The following is a 21,905-nucleotide window of genomic DNA, read 5'->3' as shown; positions in this document are numbered from 1 at the left end:
GCCGCCACACGCAGGCGCATGGACGAGGGAAGGCCCTCCCCGCGTCCATGCGCACAGTGAACACTCCACTATCGTCATCTCGAAGATACAAGGGGTTGAAGGTGAGGGTTCTTTGCGCCCCTACCCCCATCGCTCCCTCCGGCGCGGCCATCGACCCACCGTCCACCGCGGTCCGACCACTCCCTCCCTGCCGTCGGCCCGTGCCGCCTGGCCGTTCGACCACCACGCAGCGTGGTGCGCCGGCCCCGATGTCGCCATCGGGCCACCAGGCGCCGTGGTCCGATCGCGTCGCAGTGGCCAGCGCCCCACGCGGCCGTCGTGGCTCAACCACGCCGACGTGGCCATCGACCTGCCCGACGTCGTGGTCCGACCGTCCCGGCCTTGCCATCGACCTACCGCACCCCGTGGTTCGACCACCGCGATGCCGCCCTCGACCTACGGCCCGCCGTGGTTCGGTCGCCCTGCGCCCGCCCTCGACGGCGCCGCGGCAGCGGTCGGTACCAGCCGCCGGAAACGACGACGCCGATGCCCCATGGGCCATCGGCGTCGTGGGATGGCTGCGCATGCCAGAGCACCAACCAAGCTGCACGAGTTGATCCCGCGACGATGAAGAAGGCCGACTTGTGGGCGAAGGCGCGAACGGCAGGCGAGGGCCCTAGCCGGCATCCGCCATGCCCTGGAACTTCTGGATCACCGCACGCGCGTTCGGCAGCAGGCGCTCCGGACCCAGCCGCTCCACCATCCCCGCGGCACGCAGGCTTTCCATCACGCTCGGGCTCAGATCGGCGAACCAGACCGTTGCACCGGCCTCGGTGGCGCGTTTCTCGCCTTCGATGAGCATCTGCAGCGCCGAGTACTCGATGTCGAATACCCGGCTCATGTCCAGCGCCACGACACGTGGCCGGTGCTGGGCAATCAGCGCCTGGATGCGCTCACCGACCTGCTTGGCGTTGGCAAAGAACAGCCTGCCCTCGGGGCGCAGGATCAGCAGGCCCTCGAAGGTTTCGTCGTCCGGATGTTCCTTCTGGTCGGGATCGACCGGCCGCAGTACGTCGGCACCGCGCTTGCGACCGATCACGTAGACGTTGGGATGGGCCACCTGGCTGCTGAGTCCGATCAGCGAGACGACGATCGCCACCACGATGCCCTGCAGCGTGCCGAAGATCAGCACCCCGGCAAAGGCCGCCAGCGCCCACCGAAACTCCATGCGCCGCACGCTGCGAATCGCGCGGAACTCCGACGGCTGGATGAGCCCGATCGAGTAGACGATCACGACCGCGGCCAGCACGGCGTTCGGCAGCAGGCTGAGCAGCGGGCCGAGGAACAGCATCGTTGCCAGCGCGATGGCCACGGTGACGAGCGAGGCCTTCTGGCTGCTACCGCCGACCGAACGCACCACCGAGGTCTGCGACGTACCGCCACCGGCAGGCATCGCCCCGAGCAGGCCGCCTGCGAGATTGCCCGCGCCGGTGGCCAGCAGTTCGCGGTTGGCGTGGATCGGTGGGTCTGAGACGGTCGCGAATGCACGCCCGGCAGCGATCGATTCGGTGAAGCTCATCAGCGCGATACCCAGCGCACCCGGCAGCAACTGCATCACCAGGGCCAGGTCGGGCAGCGTGATCGACGGCAGGCCCTGCGGGATCGTGCCGACGGTCGACACGCCGCGCCCGCCCAGCCCGAAGTACCACGACGCCGCGATGCCGCCGCCCACGGCGAGCAGTGGCGCCGCCGAGTGCGGCTTGAGCCGTTCCATCACCAGCAGCGCGACCAGCGTGGCCACCGCCACCGCGAGCGTGAGCGCGGACGTCTCGGGCAGGTGTTGCGCGAGGCTCGCCAGGTCGTGGAAGAAGTCCACCTTGGTGATGTGAATGCCCAGCAGCTTGGGCGCCTGATCGAGCACGATCACCAGACCGATGCCGGCTTTGAAGCCGGTGAGCACGGGCGTCGAGATGAAGTCGGCGACGAAGCCCAGCCGCAGCACCGATGCGGCCAGCAGCAGTACGCCGGTGAGCACGGTCAGGGTTGCCAGCGCGGTCAGCATCCGGCCCGCATCCCCGTCCGGCACCACAGCGGCAAGCTGCGCGCCGGCCAGGATCCCCAGCGTCGCGGTCGAACTGACGCTCAGCACGCGCGAGGTGCCGAGCAGTGCATAGACCAGCATCGGGACGAAGGCCGTGTATACGCCCACGGCCACCGGCAGCCCGGCCACCGTGGCGTAGGCCATCGCCTTGGGCAGGACGACGGTGGCTGCGGTGAGGCCGGCGACGAGATCCTGTCGCAGACCGCGGGTCGCTTGCGCGGTAGGAGCGGCTATGGAAGTCATGGTTCTCTCTCAGACCGTCGCGGTTGTGCGCTGACAATTGATGCTCCTTCAGAGCATCGAAGATAATACGTGTCTCTTGCCCCACGGACGCGACGTCACCGCGTCACCGCGTCGACGCAGCGACCCCACCCCGAAACGATCGCAGACTGCAAACCATCGATCACATCACAAAACAGTATTGAACCTTGCGTCTCCGGCATCTTTGACTGCTGTCAATTGCATTGGTGGAATCGCGGCGCTGCCCATCACATCAACTCGTGGGCCCCGTACCAGGCATTCCAGCCGAGTTCACGGAAGTCGCCGCACACTTGAGATTCGTCAAAGGCCCCGCGGCCGTAACTGCTAGAGTCGATCAATAGGAAGCTGGGAGGGTGGACGGCGGCTGCGTGGCCGGCCGTCGCGGCGTTGCCACTCTTGGAGGCACCCATGAAGCTCACAAAATCTGCGGTGGCATCCGTCCTGGCCGTCGTCGCGGCGTTGAGCGTCGGCTGGCCATCGCACCGGGCGAACGCGGCGGAAGAACCCAAGGATGCTGCCGATGCTCAAGCGAACTCGGCCGCCGAGGCGCGGCAGCTCGAGATCACGACGAAGCCCTGGAAAGGCGACTTCGACGGCATGCTCGAGCGGCGGGCGGTCCGCATCTACGTGCCCTACAGCCGTTCCCTCTACTTCGTCGACAAGGGCCGGGAACGCGGGATCTCGGCACAGCTCATCCGCGCGTTCGAGCGCTGGTTGAACAAGAAGTACGACAAACAGCTCGACCAGCGCCCCATCACGGTGTTCGTCGTCGCGGCCACGCGAGACCGCCTGCGCGACGATCTGCTGGAGGGCCGCGCCGACGTGGCAGTGGGCAACATCAAGGTTCTGGACGAACTGGCGAAGGATGTCGACTTCGTCGCGCCCGACGAGACCGCGGTCAGTACCGAAATCGTGGTCACCGGTCCGACAGCGCCGGTCATCGCATCCATCGACGACCTGTCGAGCAAGACCGTGCACGTTCGCAAGGCCTCCAGCTACTACCTGAGCCTGCTCGCGCTGAACGAGCGGTTCAAGGCGGAAGGCAAGCCACCGGTCGACATCGGCCTCGTGCCGGACGCGCTGGAAGACGAGGACCTGCTGGAGATGGTCAATGTCGGCCTGCTGCAGGCGATCGTCGTCGACGACTGGAAGGCCAAGGCCTGAGCGCAGCTGCTGCCGAAGGTGCAAGTGCACGACGAGATCGTCATGCGCCCCAAGACCAGGGTGGGTTGGGCACTGCGCAAGCAGAGCCCCAAGCTGGCCGCCGAGCTGAACGAGTTCTATGCGCAGTTCGCCAAGCAGCAGGGGACCATCGGCGCCAGAGTGCAGAAGGAGTACATGAGCCGCGTCAAGGTTCTGCACAACGCGACGGCCAGCGAAGATCAGAAGCGCTTCGAGGCGCTGATCGCCGTGTTCTCGAAGTACGGCCAACAGTACAAGTTCGATCCCTTGATGCTGGCGGCACAGGGCTACCAGGAGTCGGCGCTCAACCAGTCGGCCAAGAGCGCCGTCGGCGCGATCGGCATCATGCAGTTGATGCCTGCGACGGGCACGGAGCTCAAGGTCGGTAACATTCGTCAGGCCGAACCGAACATCCATGCCGGCGCGAAGTACATGGACCAGCTCATGACCAAGCACTTCCCGGACGCGAAGTTCGACGAGCAGAACCGCACGCTGTTCGCATTCGCGAGCTACAACTGCGGACCCGGGAACGTCGCCAAGATGCGTACGGAAGCCGAGAAGCGCGGGCTCGATCCGAACCAGTGGTTCAACAACGTGGAGATCGTCACCGCGGAAAAGATCGGCATCGAAACGACGACCTACGTGCGCAACATCTTCAAATACTACGCTGCGTACCGCTTGACGACCGATGCGAGGCTCGCCACCGAAAAGCTGAAGCAGGAAGTCGTGCCGGTGAAGAACTAACCCATTGAGTCGACGGAGCCGAAGATCGATGTTTGGGGACTACCGGCCGGGCGGTAACGTAGCAGGCGTTACCGCGCGCGGGCGCGGATACCGCTCCTGGCACGACCGAACACGACACCCGCGCTTGATTCACGCATTCCCGGCAGCCTGCTTGGACAGACGAATCACCACCCGATTGATCCACGTCACCGATGGATCCCGCTCGAATCGCCGTTCTGATCAAAAATGAACGCGTTTCGGCCGCTTGACCCGCCATCCCCGATGCGCCCAACCAAGGGAGATTGATGTGATGTTGAAGACACTCGCGCTGCCGTTGCTGGTACTGGCGCTCGCGGCACCCGGCGTCCACGCGGAAACCGCGCCAGCCAGCCAGAACCCGGTCGATCCGGCGTCCGTCCAGGCCCTCAAAGACATGGGCGCCTATCTGCGCGCCATGAAGCGCTACTCGATCTCGACCGAACTGACGGGTGAACGCGTCCTTGCCGATGGCCAGAAGCTGCAGCATGCCGCCGCGGCGGAACTCGACGTCGTGCCACCGCATCACCTTCGCGCCCGCATCCATAACGCCCGCGCCCAGCGCGAGATCTACTACGACGGGAAGACGGTCACGCTCTACGCACCACAGCAGAAATACTATTCGTCGGTCGAATTCAGCGACCCTCTCAGCGTGCTCGTCGCCAAGCTGGAGGAACGCTACGGCGTCGAGATTCCGCTGTATGACCTCTTTACCTGGGGCACCCCGGCGGCGGCGCTCGACAAGATCGAATCCGCGATGAACGCCGGCCAGGATTTCATCGGTGACGATCTCTGCGACCACTACGCCTTCCGTCAGGGTGACATCGACTGGCAGATCTGGATCACTGCCGGCACCAAGCCGCTGCCGCGCAAACTCGTGATCACCAACCGTGCCGACGAGGCCCGTCCGCAATCGGTCACGCTGATCAGCTGGAATCTGAAGCCGGCGTTCAAGGATGCCGCCTTCACGTTCACTCCCCCCAAGGGCAGCACCGCCGTCGAGCTTCGCCCGCTAGTCAGGAAATAAGGGAGCACCATCATGAAAAGCGCATTCAACAAGTGGCTTGCGGTTCCATTGGCGACGCTCGTGCTGGCCAGTTTCGCCCTGGCTCCGATCGCGGAAGCGCGCGACGCGGGACGGGGGGGTGGGGGGGGTGCGCGTGCCAGTGCGGCTGGCAGCCGGCAGATCGACAGCAGCCGGCGCGACGTGCGCACCAATAACGTGCGCAACACCAGCGTGAATAACGTCAACTCGAACCGCAACGTCAATCGCAACGTCAATCGCAACGTGAATGTCGACGTCGACAACCACGGTGGCTGCTGTGGCGGCTGGGACGACGACTATCACCCGGTCGCCACCGCGGCGGCGGTCACGGCGACGGTCGCCATCATCGGGTCGATGGTGCGCACGGTCCCGGCCAACTGCGTTCCGGTCAACTACGGCGGCATCGTCTACCAGCAGTGCGGCAGCACCTGGTACCAGCCGCAGGGCAGCCAGTACGTGGTGGTCAACCCGCCGTATTGATGGGTTCGGCCGGAGGCCGGGCACGCCGGCCTCCATGTGAACGGTCGGAAGCGCACGCTCCGGGGGGCCATGAACATGCACGACGAGCCCGATACAGCACTTGAGCAGCGCCTGGCATCCCGGCTGCTGGATGTCCTCATCCGCGCCGGTCTCATCCTGGCGATGGTCATGCTCTCCCTCCAGGTCCTGTCGCCGTTCCTGACCCTGATGGTCTGGGCGCTGATCCTGGCGATCAGCCTCTACCCGCTGCATCAGTCGATCGCCACCCGCATGGGCGGCAGGCAGGGGCTCGCGTCGAGCGTGCTGGTGCTCCTCGGCATCCTGCTGATCGTCGCACCGACCTCGGTGCTGATGAGTTCGCTGGGCGACTCGGTGCACCGGCTCATCGAGGACGTGCAGAACAACACCCTGCAGATTCCCGCGCCGCGCGACGGGGTGGCGGAATGGCCGATCGTCGGCAAGAAACTGCATGCGTTCTGGGCCCAGGCGCATGCCGATCTCCCGGCGCTGGTGCAGAGCCTGCAGCCGAAGATCGGCGACCTCGCCAAGTCGGCACTCGGCTTCGTGGCCAGCATCGGTGGCGGACTGCTGCAGTTCCTGGCCGCCTTCATCCTCGCCGGCATCATCATGGCTTTCGGCGAAGCGGGGGAACGCGGCAGCGGTGCCATTTTCGCGCGCGTCGCGGGCAGTTCGCGCGGCGCGGAAATTGCCCGATTGTCCGCGGCCACGATCCGCGCGGTCGCCCAGGGCGTGATCGGCGTGGCCTTCATCCAGGCCATCATCGTCGGCCTCTGCCTGCTCCTCGCCGGCGTACCGTGGGCCGCCGTCCTCGCCGTCATCGTCCTGGTGCTCGCCATCGCGCAGTTGCCGGCACTGCTCGTGACCTTGCCTGCCATCGTCTATATCTGGACGAGTGGCAACTACGGGAACGTCGAGGCCATCACGTACACGGCGCTGCTCGTCGTCTCGGGCACGGTCGACAACGTGCTCAAGCCGCTGATGCTGGGCCGCGGCGTCGACGCGCCGATGCCGGTCATCCTGCTGGGCGCGCTCGGCGGCATGGCCAACGCCGGCATCCTCGGCATGTTCGTCGGTGCGACGCTGCTGGCCCTCGGCTACCAGATCTTCATGGGCTGGGTGGATGCGGATCCGGATGCCGGGCGTTCCGGACAGGCGGGCGACATCCCCTCGATCCGCTGAGGCCCGGTGTCCATCACTTCGATATCCAGGGCGATATCCCGCCCCATAGCCGCAGGGCTATCCGTGAGGTGACGGAACGTGGAACGCGTGCCGCGGAAGCGCCGGCCCTGCTCGCCGCGGCACCGTGCAGGCCCTCCCCCGGCCGCGGCCCGCCGTCGGCGCTTGCCCGCCCGGGCGTCGAACGGCTTCCACCCCGCCCCGGAGGCGCCATGCCGAATCATCCCGTGAAACCCGACGGCCTCGATGCCCAGGAAGCGCTGGAGGAAGAGCGCAAGGTCATGGCCGCCTACGGTGATACCGCGAAGACCTACAGCCAGCTCAGCCTGGGCGCGCTGGTGCTCTCGGTCACCTTCCTGGAGAAGGTCGCGGATGCGCAGGTGTCGGCATCGGTGGATGTCCCGCTGGTGGTGGCCTGGTGCGGCTGGCTGGTATCGGCCCTCGCCGGCGCCTTCTACCAGTATCTCGCGGTGCGCTTCCTCGAAGCCCGCGGGGAGGCGTGGGGCGTGCTGGTGCGCAGCGGCCATCGGCAGTGGTTCAGGCGCCTCGCCCAGCATCCCTGGCCCGTGTACGGCGTCATGCTCGCGGCCTTCGCCGTCGGCTCGCTGGCGTTCGTCATCGTCGGCTTCCGCCACCTCCACCTGTAGCCTCCGGCCCCGCCACAGGCGCGGCCGTGCCGCGTGACCTAAGGTTGGGGCTCGCCAGCGGCGGCCGGCTGAAACGGGTCACACCGGCCCCCCACCACCGACGGAACCCGCCATGACCGACGTGCTGGGCATCGATCACCTCTATCTCGCGGTGTCGGACCTCGACCGGTCGGAGGCCTTCTACGACCGCGTGATGATCGACACGCTGGGGTTTCGCAAGAACGCCTTCGCCCTCGCCGGCGAGCCGCACATCCAGTACTTCAACCGGCACTTCGGCCTGGTGCTGCGGCCGGCGCGGGTGGCGGCGCGGCACGAGCCCTACGCGCCGGGCCTGCACCACCTCTGCCTGCGCGTGGACTCGGCAGCCGACGTCGAGGCGGCGGCGAGCCGGTTGCGGGCGCTCGGGATCGCCGCCAGCGCGGCACGGCACTACCCGGAATACGCGAGCGACTACGTGGCGACCTTCTTCGAGGACCCCGACGGCATCCGCCTCGAACTCACCAACTACCGGCAGGAACGCCGCGAGCGCCACGAGCACTGGCCCGGACCGGCGGGTTGAGCGCGGGGTCTCTCCGGCAGGCGTGGCCGGATCGGTGGTTCGGCCCGATCGCGTCGCGAAGAGCAGGGGCGGCCGGCGCCGAAGCGCTCAGGCGATGATGTCGGGGATCAGCTGATCCTCGATGCGGGTGATGGCGTCCTTCAGCGCGAGCTTGCGCTTCTTCATGCGGGTGAGCTGCATCTGGTCGACGTAGGGGCGTTCGAGCAGGTGGGCGATGGCGTCGTCGAGGTCGCGGTGTTCGAGCCTGAACGCGGCGAGGCGCAGGCGCAGGGCTTCGATTTCTTGCTCGGTCTTCATGGCGCAGCTCCCCCCGGCGGGACGGCGCGCAGAATGGTAGCCCCTTGCGCGGGGGCTTTCGAGTGCTGCGCAAGGGGTGCGGGGTACGGCCGCGCGCGACGTGCCGAACCCCGCTTCGGGCCTTCAGTATACGCGGCTGCTCATCGCGCCGGCGGTGAAGCGGTGGACCATGCTGCCGACCGCGGCGGCGTGCTTGACGGTCCACGGCGCCTGCGCCAGCGCGGCGTGCATGTCGTGGTAACCGGCGGCGCTGCGCCGCTCGATCGACGGCCGCGAGAACTCGGCGTCGCTGTTCGAGACCTCCTCGGCCGACGGCTGGTAGACCACGTGGACGATGTCGAGCCGGCCGCTGACGAGATCGGGGGCGTCGGGCACCGCGGGGTCGGCCGGGGCGGCGCCGGCGAGCGCGACGCGGCGCTGCAGGTTGAACTGGCGGGCGACGACCTCGATGTGGTGCGTGGTGCGGCTGGCGTACTGGATCTGCTTCTGCCGCCAGGTGACCTCGTCGATCGAGCCGGGCGCGGGGCCGCACGGGTTCCACAGGTCGATCATGAACACCAGCGCATCGCCGGCCGGCGGATCGTGCAGCACGGCTTCGAGCGGGGTGTTGGAGACGCAGCCGCCGTCCCAGTACAGCTCGCCGTCGACTGCGGTCGCCGGGAAGCCGGGCGGCAGCGAGCCGCTCGCCATCACGTGCTCGGGGGCCAGGGGCTGGCGCGCGTTGTCGAAGAACACCAGCTCGCCGGTGGTGACCCGCGTCGCGCCCAGGCTCAGGCGGGTGGTGCGGGCGTTGATGCGGGCGAAGTCGGCGTGGCGCAGCAGCGTGTCGCGCAGCGGCGAGGTGTCGTAGAAGCTGGTCGCCTCGACGGTGCCGGTGGGGGCGAACAGCGGGTTGGGCACGCGCGGGACGAAGAAGTTGGGCTGGCCGACCAGCAGCGCCTCCATCGCGCTGCCGGTGTTGAACAGGCGTAGCGCCGGCCCCGACAGCACCTCGCCCCAGCCGTCGGGGCGCGAGATGTCCTGCCACAGCGCCTCCAGCGCCGCCAGCCGCTGCGCCGGCGGGTTGCCGGCGACGATGCAGGCGTTGATCGCCCCGATCGAGATGCCGGTGACCCAGTCGGGCTCGTAGCCGGCCTCGGCCAGCGCCTTGCAGGCGCCGATGTGGTAGGCGCCGAGCGCGCCCCCGCCCTGCAACACCAGGATGACCTGACGGTCGCCGCTTGCGTTCATGCTTGACTGCCTCTCCTCGTTACCGGGGCGGTGACGACCGCCCCCATCGTCCGTGCGGCGCATGACACTCGGGCGACCGGCGCATGACACGCCGGTGACGCCGGTCACACCGCCAGGTATTGCCGCACCACCTCGTCGGTGAGTGCGTCCATCGCGCCCCTGGCGACCGCGCGGCCCTTTTCCATCACCACGAAGTCGGTGCCGAGGCGGCGCGCGAAGGGCAGCTTCTGCTCGACCAGCAGTACGGTCAGGCCGGCTTCGCGGTTCAGGCGGATGATGATGTCACCGATCTCGCGCACGATGTTGGGCTGGATGCCCTCGTTCGGCTCGTCGAGGATCAGCAGCGTCGGGTCGAGCACCAGCGCGCGGCCGATCGCGAGCTGCTGCTGCTGGCCGCCCGACAGGTCGCCGCCGCGCCGGTGCAGGAACTGCCTGAGGATCGGGAACAGCTCGAAGATGCGCTCGGGCACCTGCGCCGGGCCGGCGGCGCGGATGCCGAGCCCGACCTGCAGGTTCTCGAGCACGGTGAGCTGCGGGAAGATCTCGCGCCCCTGCGGCACGTAGCCGATGCCGAGGCGCGCGCGCAGGTGCGCCGGGCGCCCGGCGAGCTCGTCGCGGCCGAAGCGCACCTGCCCCGAGCGCAGCGGCAGCAGCCCCATGATGGCCTTCAGCAGGGTGGTCTTGCCGACGCCGTTGCGCCCCATCAGGCAGGTGCACGAGCCCTTGCGCACGGCGAGGTCGACGTCCCAGAGGATGTGGCTCTGGCCGTAGTAGAGATTGGCACCGCTGACCGCGAGCAGGTCCTCGGCGGCGCCGGGCGACGGTACGGCGGACATCAGGCGCCCTCCCCCAGATAGACTTCGATCACCTTCGGGTCGGCCTGGATCGCGTCCATGTCGCCCTCGGCGAGCACGTGGCCCTCGTGCAGCACGGTGACCTTGCGCGCGATCGAGCGCACGAAGGCCATGTCGTGCTCGACCACCACCACCGAGTGGCGGCCGGCGAGCGAGGTCAGCAGCGCCGCGGTCTGCTCGGTCTCCTGCTCGGTCATGCCGGCGACCGGCTCGTCGACCAGCAGCAGGCGCGGGTCCTGCATCAGCAGCATGCCGATCTCCAGCCACTGCTTCTGGCCGTGCGACAGCGTGCCGGCGAGGGTGGCCTCGCAGCCGAGCAGGCCGACGGTGGCGAGCACCTCGGCGATGCGGTCGCGCTGCTCGCCGCTGAGGCGCGCGAACAGGCTGGTACGCGCGCGCTTGTCGGCCTTCATCGCCAGTTCGAGGTTCTCGAACACACTGTGGCCCTGGAACACGGTCGGCTTCTGGAACTTGCGGCCGATGCCGAGCTGGGCGATCTCGGCCTCGCGCAGCTCCAGCAGGTTGGTGGTCTGGCCGAAGAACACCTGGCCGACGTCGGGGCGGGTCTTGCCGGTGATCACGTCCATCATCGTGGTCTTGCCGGCGCCGTTGGGGCCGATGATGCAGCGCAGCTCGCCGTCGTCGATGTACAGCGACAGCTCGTTGAGCGCCCTGAAGCCGTCGAAGCTGACGCTGACGCCCTCGAGGTAGAGGATCGGCCCGTGGCTGACGTCGGGCACCGGGCGGTCGCGCACGTCGGCGGCGAACACCTCGCGCTCCGCGGCCGTCGCCAGCGGCACGTCGTAGGGCACGAACAGCGGGTGGCGCTCCAGCGGTTCGAGCTTCGGCCTGGGCGCGTTCATGGGCGGGCCTCCGCGAGCGGCGCCGGGCGGCGGCGCAGGCGCGCGGCGAGCCCGGTGAGCCCTTCGGGCAGGAACAGCGTGACGCCGATGAACAGCCCGCCGAGCGCGTACAGCCAGAGGTCGGGCGCCGCGGCGGTGAACCAGCTCTTCAGGCCGTTGACCACCGCCGCGCCGGTGATGGCGCCGATCAGCGTGCCGCGCCCGCCGACCGCGACCCACACCGCCATCTCGATCGACTGCGTCGGCGCCATCTCGCTCGGGTTGATGATGCCGACCTGCGGCACGTAGAGCGCACCGGCGAGCCCGCACAGCACCGCCGACAGCGTCCACACCGCGAGCTTGTAGTACAGCGGCTCGTAGCCGCAGAACATCGTGCGGCTCTCGGCGTCGCGGATCGCGGTGAGCACGCGCCCGAACTTGGAGCGCACGATCGCCCGCGCCAGCAGGTAGACGCCGAGCAGCGTCGCCGCCGACAGCAGGTACAGCCCGAGCTTGACCGCCGGATCGGCGAGCGCGAAGCCGAGCAGGCGCTTGAAATCGGTCAGGCCGTTGTTGCCGCCGAAGCCGGTCTCGTTGCGGAAGAACAGCAGCATCAGCGCGAAGGTCAGCGCCTGGGTGATGATCGAGAAGTACACGCCCTTGATGCGCGAGCGGAAGGCGAACCAGCCGAACACGAAGGCGAGCAGCGCCGGCAGCAGCAGCGCCATCAGCAGGGCGAAGCCGAAGTGCTCGAAGCCGTGCCAGAACCACGGCAGCTCCTTCCAGTTCAGGAACACCATGAAGTCGGGCAGCTCGGAGCGGTACACCCCCTCGCCCGCCATCGCGCGCATCAGGTGCATGCCCATCGCGTAGCCGCCGAGCGCGAAGAACGCGCCGTGGCCGAGGCTGAGGATGCCGGTGTAGCCCCAGATCAGGTCCATCGCCAGCGCCACCAGCGCGTAGCAGCAGAACTTGCCGATCAGCGGGATCAGGTAGTCGGGCAGGTGCAGCGCGCTGTCGGCCGGCAGGGCGTTGAGCAGCGGCACGCCTGCGAGCAGCGTCGCGGCGAGCGCGGCGAACACCGCCCAGCCGCGCGGGGTGTGCAGCGACCTCATCGCCGCCCTCCCGGCAGCTTGCCGGCGCGCGCGGCCTCGGCCGCCTGGCGGGCGTCGGCGTGCGCCTGGCGGATCGGCGAGCCGGGCAGCGTGCCGGCACCGGGGAAGGTCGGCTGCCAGTAGCGCAGGAAGGCCGGCGCCGGGCGCGTGCCGCGCAGCCCCGCCGCACACAGCAGGTCGAAGTCGGGGTCGGATACGGTGAGGTCGCTCGGGGTAGGCATGGCTCAGCTCTCCACGGCACGGCCCTTGAGGGCGAACAGCCCCTGCGGACGCTTCTGGATGAACAGGATGATGAAGCCGAGCAGCGCGATCTTGCCGAGCACGGCGCCGACGGCGGGCTCCAGCAGCTTGTTGACCACGCCCAGGCCGAGCGCACCGGCGACCGCGCCGGCGAGCTTGCCGACCCCGCCGAGCACCACGACCATGAAGGAATCGATGATGTAGGCCTGCCCCAGCTCGGGGCCGACGTTGCCGAGCTGCGACAGCGCCACGCCGCCGAGGCCGGCCACGCCCGAACCGAGCGCGAAGGTCAGCGTGTCGACGCGGCGGGTGTCGATGCCCATCGCCGCCGCCATGCCGCGGTTCTGCGTCACCGAGCGCACGCGCAGGCCGAGGCGCGTCTTCTGGAAGATCGTCCACACCCCGGCGAGCACCAGCACCGCGAAGACGATCGTGGCGAGGCGGTTGTACGGCAGCACCAGGTTGGTGGCGACCTCGATGCCGCCCGACAGCCACGCCGGATTGGCGACCTCGACGTTCTGCGCGCCGAAGATCACGCGCACCGTCTGGATCAGGATCAGGCTGATGCCGAAGGTCGCGAGCAGGGTTTCGAGCGGGCGGCCGTACAGGTGGCGCAGCACCGTGCGCTCGATCGCCGCGCCGACCAGGGCGCTGGCGACGAAGGCCGCCGGCAGCGCGGCGAGCAGGTACCAGTCGAAGGCGCCGGGCAGGTACTGGCGGAACAGCCCCTGCACGACGTAGGTGGCGTAGGCACCGATCATCAGCATCTCGCCGTGCGCCATGTTGATCACGCCCATCAGCCCGAAGGTGATGGCGAGGCCGAGTGCGGCCAGCAGCAGCACGCTGCCGAGGCTCAGGCCGAAGAACAGGTTGCCGAACTGGTCGCGCAGCCACTGGCGCTCGCCGATGCGCGACAGCGCGCGGCGCGCGGCCTGCGCGAGCTCGGGGTCCCGGCCCTGGGCGATCGGTTCGAGCAGGCCGCGCGCGGCGAGTTCGCCGTCCTCGGCGAGCACGCCGATGGCGGCGAGCCGGCGCGCCTTGTCGGCGCTGTCGAGATCGAGCGGCGCCAGCGCCAGCGCCAGTGCCTTGCGCACGCGCGCATCGGCTTCGGTGGCGAGCAGCTCGCGCAGCAGCCCCTCGACCTCCGTGCTCGGGCGCTCGGCGAGCGCACCGGCGGCGGCGAGGCGCACCTGCGGGTCGGTCGCGAGCAACTGCTGGCGGGCGACGGCGGTACCGAGCCCGCGGCGCAGGGCGTTGGTGAGGCCGAACGCGCTGCCCGCTTCGGCGACCGCCGCCCCGTCGCGGGCGCGCAGCACGCGGCCGTCGGCGCTGCGCATCAGCACCTCGCCGCCGGCGACCGACAGGCGTCCGTCACGCAGCGCTTCGAGCACCGCCAGCGCACGCGGGTCGCCGCGCGCGCCACCGAGGGCCTCGACGCTGGCGCGCAGCGCCTTGGGATCGGCGGCGAGGTTCGCCAGCGCCTGGTCCACGGCCGGATCGGCGGCACGCGCGCCGACGGCGGCGCACAGCAGCAGGACGGCCGCGGTCAGCCGGAGCAGGATCGGCATCGGAGCCTCCAGATGACGCGTCGACAAGATGCGGGGACGCGGGCGGGGGGCGGGCCTGGGCACCCGCCGGGTCCGCCCGGCCCCCGCGGACCCTTACTTGAACTTCGGTTCGGTGCAGTTGCCGCAGACCCAGGGGTAGGTCCAGTCGGCGACCTTCTTCGCGCTGTCGGGGATGTACGGGCTCCACGCCTGGGCGCGGATCGGACCCTCGGTCTTCCAGACGATGTTGAACTGCCCGTCGGCCTGGATCTCGGCGATGTACACCGGCTTGTGCAGGTGGTGGTTCTTCGCGTCGAGCGACTCGACGAAGCCCGACGGGGTCTTGAAGGTCTGGTAGCCGAGCGCCTGGCGCACCGCGTCGACCTCGGTGGTGCCGGCCTGCTGCACCGCCTGCGCCCACATGTTGATGCCGGTGTAGGTGGCTTCCATCGGGTCGTTGGTGACGCGCTTGTCGCCGCCCGGCAGCTTGTTCTTGGCGACGTAGGCCTTCCACTTCTCGATGAACGCCTTGTTCTCCGGCGCGTCGATCGACATGAAGTAGTTCCACGCCGCGAGGTGGCCGACCAGCGGCTTGGTGTCGATGCCGCGCAGCTCCTCCTCACCCACCGAGAACGCCACCACCGGCACGTCGGTCGCCTTCAGGCCGGCGTTGCCGAGCTCCTTGTAGAAGGGCACGTTGGAGTCGCCGTTGATGGTCGAGACCACCGCGGTGCGCTTGCCGGCGGAGGCGAACTTCTTGATGTCGGCGACGATGGTCTGGTAGTCGCTGTGCCCGAACGGGGTGTAGGTCTCCATGATGTCGTCGTCGGCGACACCCTTGGCGTGCAGGAAGGCGCGCAGGATCTTGTTGGTGGTGCGCGGGTAGACGTAGTCGGTGCCGAGCAGCACCCAGCGCTTGGCGCCGCCGCCCTCCTCGCTCATCAGGTACTCGACCGCCGGGATCGCCTGCTGGTTGGGCGCCGCACCGGTGTAGAAGACGTTGTACGAGCTCTCCTCACCCTCGTACTGCACCGGGTAGAACAGCAGGCCGTTCAGCTCCTCGAACACCGGCAGCACCGACTTGCGGCTCACCGAGGTCCAGCAGCCGAACACCACCGCGACCTTCTCCTTCTGCAGCAGCTCGCGCGCCTTCTCCGCGAACAACGGCCAGTTGGAGGCGGGGTCGACCACCACCGGCTCCAGCTTCTTGCCGAGCAGGCCACCCTTGGCGTTGATCTCCTCGATCGCCATCAGCGCGACGTCCTTCAGCGACGTCTCGGAGATGGCCATCGTTCCCGACAGCGAGTGCAGGATGCCGACCTTGATGGTGTCCGCCGCGTGCGCGCCGGCCATCCCGAACACGAGACCGGCAGCCAGGCTACTGAGGAGAAAAGTCTTGGACTTCGAACGCATGCGGTGGGCCTCGTCTTATTTGGGGTTGTTGCTGCCCGGCGCCCTCTCCCTCGGGGTCAAACCGGGCAGGAAGCCCGAAGCATGGCCTGTGCCACTCGCGACAAACCTTTGACGATCAGATACCTGCAGGTGCTTTTCGGGGCCGGCCGCACGCCGGCCCGGGGACCACCGCCTCGCGGCGGTGCAGGGAGCACCGATGGCGACCCGTTTCGGTGCAGAAAAAAGCCGCGGCAGCGACCGCGGCGGTGATGTGGGCTGAAACGGTGCAGCGGCCGGCGCATCCGCGCCGGGCGCATTCACGGTGCCGGCGCGGGGCGGGAAGGCTCAGCCGACCGCGCCGACCTCGCCGATCGCGACCATCAGCATCGCGAGGTCGATCTTGCTCGCGGCCTTGAGGTCGGTGGTGACCGACTTCAGGCGCTCGATGCCGGCCTGGTGGCGGCTCCCCCACGCGGCCAGCCAGTCCGCCGGCTCGCCGCCGCCCTCGCTGTGCTTGAGCACCCCGGCGGCGAGGCGACGCTGCTGCGTGTAGAGCCCGTCGAGCAGCGCGTGGCGCGCGCGGTTCTGCCAGTGGGTGGTGGTCGGCAGGTCGCTGATGGCGTGGCGCAGCCAGTCGAGGTCGAGCTGGTCGACCAGCGAGAAGTACACCAGCGCGGCCTGCTCGGCCGCGAGCCCGGCCTTGGCGGCGACCTCGATGACGTCGAGCGTGGCGTAGAGCGGGTCCTGGCTCGCGACCCACTCGGCGACGTCCTCGGGCACGCCGACGGCGGTCAGCGCCTCGGCATCGCGGTGCAGGCGCTCGCCGGCCGCCCCCGGCATCAGCCCCTTCATCGACAGCAGCCGCGAGATGTCGGGCGCGAAACGCGCCACCGTGCCCTCGATGTCGAGCGGCTGGCGACGGTTGCGCAGCAGCCACAGGCAGGCGCGGGTCAGCAGGTCCTGGCTCTGCGAGATCATGTCGAGCTGCAGCGCCGCCGGCACCTTGTTGTCGAGCGCCTCGATGGCGTCCCACAGGCGGGTGGAATCGAACATCTCGCGCGCCGCGGTGTAGGCACGGGCGATCGCCGGGAAGCTCGCCCCCGACTGCTCGCCGACGCGGAAGGCGAAGGTCGAGCCCATGCGGTTGAGCATCGAGTTGGTGATCACCGTGGCGATGATCTCGCGCTTCAGCGGGTGGCTGTCCATCACCTCGGCGTAGCGTTCGAGCAGCGGCCGCGGGAAGTACGAGCGCAGCACCATGCGCAGGTACGGGTCCTCGGGCACGTCGGAGGCCAGCAGCTCGTCGTACAGCGCGATCTTCGAGTAGGCGAGCAGCACGGCGATCTCGGGGGCGGTGAGCCCGCGCCCGGCGGCCTCGCGCTCGGCGATCTCGTCGTCGGCGGGCAGGAACTCGATCGCGCGGTTGAGGCGCCCGGCCTTCTCCAGCAGGCGGATCACGCGGGTGTGGTCGCCGAGCAGCTGCGGCGCCTCGCGCACGGCGATGTTGATCGTCTGCGGCTGCAGCACGTTCTGACGCAGCACCAGCCAGGCGACCTCGTCGGTCATCTCGGCGAGCAGGACGTTGCGCTGCTTCTCGGTCATGTCACCGGCGGCGACCACCAGGCCGAGCAGGATCTTGATGTTGACCTCGTGGTCGGAGCAGTTCACGCCGGCCGAGTTGTCGATGGCGTCGGTGAACACGCGCCCGCCGCGCAGCGCGTACTCGATGCGCCCGCGCTGGGTGAAGCCGAGGTTGCCGCCCTCGCCGACCACCTTGCAGCGCAGCTCGGCGCCGTTGACGCGCAGGACGTCGTTGGCGCGGTCGCCGGCGTCGGCGTGGGTCTCCTCGGAGGACTTCACGTAGGTGCCGATGCCGCCGTTCCACAGCAGTTCGACCGGCGCCTTGAGGATCGCCGAGATCAGCTCGGTGGGCGTCAGGCGCTCGGCGTCGATGTCGAGCACCGCGCGCACCTCGGGGCTGACCGCGATCGACTTGGCGCTGCGCGGGTAGATGCCGCCACCGGGGCTGATCAGGCTGGCGTCGTAGTCGGCCCACGAGGAGCGCGGCAGCGCGAACAGCCGCTCGCGCTCGGCGAAGCTCGTGGCGGTGTCGGGGCTGGGATCGAGGAAGATGTGGCGGTGGTCGAAGGCCGCCACCAGGCGGATGTGGCGCGACAGCAGCATGCCGTTGCCGAACACGTCGCCGCTCATGTCGCCGACGCCGACGACGCTGAAGTCCTCGTTCTGGATGTCCTTGTCGAGTTCGCGGAACTGGCGCTTCACCGACTCCCAGGCGCCGCGCGCGGTGATGCCCATCTTCTTGTGGTCGTAGCCGACCGAGCCGCCCGAGGCGAAGGCGTCATCGAGCCAGAAGCCGTACTCGCGCGCCAGGCCGTTGGCGATGTCGCTGAAGGTCGCCGTGCCCTTGTCGGCCGCCACCACCAGGTAGGGGTCGTCGGCGTCGTAGCGGCGCACCCGCGGCGGCGGCGCCACGCTGCCGCCGACCAGGTTGTCGGTGAGGTCGAGCATGCCGCGGATCAGCGTCTTGTAGCAGTGCACCACCTCGGCCATCAGCGCCTCGCGCTCGGCCGGCGGGCGCTTGACGACGAAGCCGCCCTTGGAGCCGACCGGCACGATCACCGCGTTCTTGACCTGCTGCGCCTTGACCAGCCCGAGCACCTCGGTGCGGAAGTCCTCGCGGCGGTCCGACCAGCGCAGCCCGCCGCGCGCGACCTTGCCGAAGCGCAGGTGCACCGCCTCGGCGCGCGGCGAGTAGACGAAGATTTCGAACATCGGCCGCGGCAGCGGCAGCTCGGGCACCTGCGACGGGTCGAACTTGAACGACAGGTATTCCTTGGGGCCACCGTCGGCAGCGGTCTGGCAGAAGTTGGTGCGCAGCGTCGCCAGGATCACGCCGAGGAAGCGGCGCAGGATGCGGTCCTCGTCGAGCACCGAGACCTGCTCGAGCGCGCTCTCGATGCCCGCGACCCGCGCCGCGGCCTGGTCGGCGTCGTCGGCGTCGACGTCGAAGCGCGCGAAGAACAGCGCGGCGAGCTGCGCGGTGATGCCGGCGTGCTTCGCCAGCGTCTCCTCCATGTACGCCTGCGAGAACGGCGCCCGCGTCTGCAGCAGGTACTTGGCGTAGGCGCGCAGCATCACCACCGCGCGCCACGCCAGGCCGGCGCCGAGCACCAGGCGGTTGAAGCCGTCGTTCTCCATGCTGCCGTTCCAGACGCGGGCGAAGGCGTCCTGGAAGATCTCGCGCACCGCGCCGACGTCGACCTCGATGCCGGGGGCCTCGCGCAGGTCGAAGTCGAGCACCCACAGCGCCTGGGCGTCACGCGGCTCGACCTCGTAGGGGCGCGCCTCCAGCACGTTCAGCCCCATCTTCTCCAGCATCGGCAGCACGTCCGACAGCGCGATGATCGGCTGCGGACCGTAGAGCTTGAAGCGCAGCAGCCCCTGCGGGGTTTCCAGCGGGCGGTAGAGGTGGATGCCGAGCGGTGCGCCCTCGCGCACGCGCTCCAGGCGCAGGATGTCGCCGACCGCCGAGCGCGGCACGAAGTCTTCCTTGTACGCCGCGGTGAAGGCCGCGCCGTAGCGGTTGAACAGCGCGTTGCCGGGGCCCTCGCCGCATTCGTCGAGCAGCGCCGCGCGCAGGCCGTCCTCCCACGACAGCATCGCCTCGGTCATGCGCTGTTCGAGCGCGGCGGCGTCGTACTCGGGGATCTGCCCCGGCACCGTGCGCACGGTGATCAGCACGCGCGCCAGCACCGACTCGCCGAACTCGGTGACGAAGTCGGTGCTGGTGCCGTTGAGCGCCGCCATCAGGATGTTCTGCATCTTCACGCGCAGTTCGGTGTTGTAGCGGTCGCGCGGCACGTAGGCGATCGCCGAGACGTGGCGCTCGAAGGCGTCCTTGCGCATGAACAGGCGCAGCCGCTGGCGCTCCTCCAGGTGCACGATGCCCATCGCGGCTTCGTAGAGCTCGTCGACGGTCGCCTGGAACAGCTCGTCGCGCGGGTAGGTGGTGAGGACGTGCTTGATCGCCTTGCCCGAATGGCTGACCGCGGCGAAGCCGGCGCGGTCGAGCACCGCGCGCACCTTGGCGCGCAGCACCGGGATGCTCAGCGGGCTCATCTGGTAGGCGCTGGAGGTGAACAGGCCGAGGAAACGCCACTCGCCGATCACCTGGCCGGCGTCGTCGAAGCGCTTGATGCCGATGTAGTCGAGCTGCACCGGCCGGTGCACCGTGGAGTGCGCGTTGGCCTTGGTCAGCACCAGCAGCCGCGGTTCGAGCGCCATGCGCCGCTGCGCCGGTGGCAGCGCGTTGAAGCTGGTGGAGGTCGCGGTGTTCGCCGCGCGGCGGATGCCGAGGCCGGTGCCGGGCTCGGGCTGCAGCAGCAGCTCGCCGTCGACCTCGGCCAGCAGGTAGGCGCAGTAGCCGAGCAGCGTGAAATGGTTGTCGGCCGCCCAGTCGAGGAAGGCGCAGACCTCCTCGACCTCGGTCTCGGGCACCGGCAGCCGGGCCGGGTCGAGGTCCTCGGCGATCTCGTTCATGCGCGCCAGCATGCGCGGCCAGTCCTCCACCGCCGCGCTGACGTCGCCGAGGATGCGCTCGATGTCGGTGGCGAGCTGGCGCAGCTTGCCGGCGTCGGTCTCGCGGTCGATCTCGAAGTGCATCACCGCCAGCGCCACGCCCTCGCCCGCCGACGGCGGCAGCACCCGGGCGAGTTCGCCGTGCTCGTCCGACGCCAGCTTGACCACCGGGTGGAACAGCCGGTGCAGCGTGAAGCCGTGGCGGTTCAGCTCCATGCCCACCGAGTCGACCAGGAACGGCATGTCCGGCAGCACCAGGTCGAGCACCGTGTGCGTCGAGCGCCAGCCGTGCTCCTCGAAGGTCGGGTTGTAGACGCGCACGACGGTCTCGCCGAGGCGCACCCCGCGCACCAGGTTCCAGTGCGCGAGCACCGCGCCGTAGAGGTCCTCGGGGTCGTCGTCGACCAGGTCCTCCGGCGGTACGCGGTCGAAGTACACGCGTGCGAAGTCCGCCGCGAGGGCACCCGCGCCGTCCGGCAGCCGGGTCTCGAGGATGGTGGTGATGCGCTCGATGAGCTGCGCCTTCTTATCGGCCGAACCATTCGACATGCCGGCAGTTCTCCTTGGATGGGGTGGGGCGCATGCACTGCATCGGTGCATGCCTGGAGGTGCGCCGCAGAGTGTAGTGGCGTCGTCCGTCGCGCGTAGCCGCCGTGGATCGGCATCCGGGCGCCGTGTAAATCGCTCGTGACATCGGCCGCCGGCCGCACCGGAACCGGGCAGGCCAGCGTGCACGTCGGCCCATGCCGGGGCGTGCAGAGTGCAGTACCGGCCTGCGCTGCGGACGCCGGTCGACCCCGGCGGGCAGCCTGCCGCGCGTTTCCGGCGGCATCGGCACGGCGAGCACCACGATCGGGCGGCCAGCCCGGCGCAGAGGCCGCTGCCCTGGCCGAACGGCAGGGTGTCTCCGGGATGGCCCACCGGTGCCGGGAACGGGGCGCCGCTGCCACGTCCGAAGTTGTAGCAGAAGCCCTGGCCCGAGCCGCGGATCCGGCCGGGGAACAGCCCGCCCGGGAACGCCCAAGCGCCGCTGGCGATGCCGGAGGCAAGGCAGCCGGGCAGCGGGCGCGTGCAGCGCTTCCGCACCGCGGTCGGCACGTCGCGCCGCCACCGTCCGCCGCGTCGCACCGGGCGCGTGCAACGCGCCGGTGACACGCGCCCCGCACCCGACATCGCGCCAGCCGAAACGGGAGTGCGATTTCCGAACGGTCGGTGGCTATCCTTTAGCTCGGCATCGCCGGCTTCGCCACCGCCATCGGCCGACGGCGCAATCCGCCCCGCCTCGCGGCGAAACGGCGATGAGCCACTCCCTGCCCATTCAGCACCGCCGGAAGCGGTGCCCATCGCTGACGGCGGGATGCCGCCACCCCGGAGGAGACATGGCCAAGCGCGCCAAGAAGAAAGGCGTTTCGTTGAACCGCTATCGCAGCGTCTGGGAGATGCGCTCGGACGGCTGGATCCACCTCACCGACGATCTCGGGCGTCTGCTCGAACTCGCCCCCGACAGCGACGAGTACACCCAGCGCCACGCCCGCGTGCGCGAGACGCTGGCCACCCTCACCCCCATCGAGAGCTACTG

The 21,905-nt window shown here is 69.4% G+C and carries 18 protein-coding genes; 8 read left to right on the top strand and 10 right to left on the bottom strand.

Features of this window, described 5'->3' with window-relative positions:
• Nucleotides 1–655: 655 nt before the first annotated feature.
• Nucleotides 656–2,323 carry a SulP family inorganic anion transporter gene (locus EV699_RS18940; protein WP_132545760.1) on the bottom strand — a complete coding sequence of 556 codons (1,668 nt, stop codon included), beginning with the start codon at nucleotides 2,321–2,323 and terminating at the stop codon, nucleotides 656–658.
• A gap of 426 nt (nucleotides 2,324–2,749) precedes the next feature.
• Between EV699_RS18940 and EV699_RS20365 the strand changes: the two genes are divergently transcribed.
• The 7 genes from EV699_RS20365 to EV699_RS18910 all read left to right on the top strand — a co-directional run bounded on the left by EV699_RS20365 (nucleotide 2,750) and on the right by EV699_RS18910 (nucleotide 8,210).
• Entirely contained in the window at nucleotides 2,750–3,505 is a 756-nt protein-coding gene (locus EV699_RS20365; protein WP_243662737.1) for a transglycosylase SLT domain-containing protein, read from the top strand.
• Nucleotides 3,506–3,529: 24 nt separating this feature from the next.
• Nucleotides 3,530–4,267 carry a transglycosylase SLT domain-containing protein gene (locus tag EV699_RS20360; RefSeq protein ID WP_243662736.1) on the top strand — a complete coding sequence of 246 codons (738 nt, stop codon included), beginning with the start codon at nucleotides 3,530–3,532 and terminating at the stop codon, nucleotides 4,265–4,267.
• Nucleotides 4,268–4,556: 289 nt separating this feature from the next.
• Nucleotides 4,557–5,309, top strand: a complete 753-nt coding sequence (locus EV699_RS18930) for a DUF2092 domain-containing protein (protein ID WP_132545758.1) — start codon at nucleotides 4,557–4,559, stop codon at nucleotides 5,307–5,309.
• 12 nt (nucleotides 5,310–5,321) lie between these two features.
• Nucleotides 5,322–5,807, top strand: a complete 486-nt coding sequence (locus tag EV699_RS18925) for a hypothetical protein (protein ID WP_132545756.1) — start codon at nucleotides 5,322–5,324, stop codon at nucleotides 5,805–5,807.
• Nucleotides 5,808–5,876: 69 nt separating this feature from the next.
• A complete protein-coding gene (locus EV699_RS18920; RefSeq protein WP_424450045.1) occupies nucleotides 5,877–7,007 on the top strand; it encodes an AI-2E family transporter in 1,131 nt (376 codons plus the stop codon).
• A 209-nt stretch (nucleotides 7,008–7,216) separates the two neighbouring features.
• Nucleotides 7,217–7,651, top strand: coding sequence for a hypothetical protein (locus EV699_RS18915; RefSeq protein ID WP_132545754.1), 435 nt, complete (start codon nucleotides 7,217–7,219; stop codon nucleotides 7,649–7,651).
• Nucleotides 7,652–7,763: 112 nt separating this feature from the next.
• Nucleotides 7,764–8,210, top strand: a complete 447-nt coding sequence (locus tag EV699_RS18910) for a VOC family protein (protein WP_132545752.1) — start codon at nucleotides 7,764–7,766, stop codon at nucleotides 8,208–8,210.
• A gap of 87 nt (nucleotides 8,211–8,297) precedes the next feature.
• Here EV699_RS18910 and EV699_RS18905 read toward each other — a convergent pair whose 3' ends face one another.
• The 9 genes from EV699_RS18905 to EV699_RS18865 form a co-directional block, all read right to left on the bottom strand.
• Nucleotides 8,298–8,507 (bottom strand): YdcH family protein, encoded by a 210-nt coding sequence (locus EV699_RS18905; protein WP_132545750.1) that lies wholly within the window; start codon nucleotides 8,505–8,507, stop codon nucleotides 8,298–8,300.
• A gap of 123 nt (nucleotides 8,508–8,630) precedes the next feature.
• On the bottom strand, nucleotides 8,631–9,737 hold the full coding sequence (locus tag EV699_RS18900) for a patatin-like phospholipase family protein (RefSeq protein ID WP_165904209.1): 1,107 nt from the start codon (nucleotides 9,735–9,737) through the stop codon (nucleotides 8,631–8,633).
• Between the two features lie 104 nt (nucleotides 9,738–9,841).
• On the bottom strand, nucleotides 9,842–10,537 hold the full coding sequence (urtE, locus tag EV699_RS18895) for an urea ABC transporter ATP-binding subunit UrtE (RefSeq protein WP_132545762.1): 696 nt from the start codon (nucleotides 10,535–10,537) through the stop codon (nucleotides 9,842–9,844).
• A 35-nt stretch (nucleotides 10,538–10,572) separates the two neighbouring features.
• On the bottom strand, nucleotides 10,573–11,454 hold the full coding sequence (gene urtD / locus EV699_RS18890) for an urea ABC transporter ATP-binding protein UrtD (protein ID WP_132545746.1): 882 nt from the start codon (nucleotides 11,452–11,454) through the stop codon (nucleotides 10,573–10,575).
• Nucleotides 11,451–12,548, bottom strand: a complete 1,098-nt coding sequence (gene urtC / locus EV699_RS18885; protein ID WP_132545744.1) for an urea ABC transporter permease subunit UrtC — start codon at nucleotides 12,546–12,548, stop codon at nucleotides 11,451–11,453. Before urtC ends, urtD begins: the two co-directional genes overlap by 4 nt.
• On the bottom strand, nucleotides 12,545–12,769 hold the full coding sequence (locus EV699_RS18880; RefSeq protein ID WP_132545742.1) for a hypothetical protein: 225 nt from the start codon (nucleotides 12,767–12,769) through the stop codon (nucleotides 12,545–12,547). Before EV699_RS18880 ends, urtC begins: the two co-directional genes overlap by 4 nt.
• A gap of 3 nt (nucleotides 12,770–12,772) precedes the next feature.
• Nucleotides 12,773–14,356 (bottom strand): urea ABC transporter permease subunit UrtB, encoded by a 1,584-nt coding sequence (gene urtB / locus EV699_RS18875; RefSeq protein WP_132545740.1) that lies wholly within the window; start codon nucleotides 14,354–14,356, stop codon nucleotides 12,773–12,775.
• Between the two features lie 93 nt (nucleotides 14,357–14,449).
• The gene (gene urtA / locus EV699_RS18870; RefSeq protein WP_132545738.1) at nucleotides 14,450–15,748 is read right to left on the bottom strand and encodes an urea ABC transporter substrate-binding protein; all 1,299 of its coding nucleotides are present in this window, start codon (nucleotides 15,746–15,748) and stop codon (nucleotides 14,450–14,452) included.
• A 324-nt stretch (nucleotides 15,749–16,072) separates the two neighbouring features.
• Entirely contained in the window at nucleotides 16,073–20,875 is a 4,803-nt protein-coding gene (locus EV699_RS18865; protein ID WP_132545736.1) for an NAD-glutamate dehydrogenase, read from the bottom strand.
• Between the two features lie 830 nt (nucleotides 20,876–21,705).
• Between EV699_RS18865 and EV699_RS18860 the strand changes: the two genes are divergently transcribed.
• Nucleotides 21,706–21,905, top strand: a 200-nt coding sequence (locus EV699_RS18860) for a hypothetical protein (protein ID WP_132545734.1), incomplete at its 3' end; no start/stop codon positions are given.

This window comes from Plasticicumulans lactativorans (genome assembly GCF_004341245.1).
In the GTDB taxonomy this organism is placed as follows: domain Bacteria; phylum Pseudomonadota; class Gammaproteobacteria; order Competibacterales; family Competibacteraceae; genus Plasticicumulans_A; species Plasticicumulans_A lactativorans.
The sequence above is the reverse complement of the archived record's forward strand: the minus strand, read 5'-3'. Positions and strand labels throughout refer to the sequence as shown.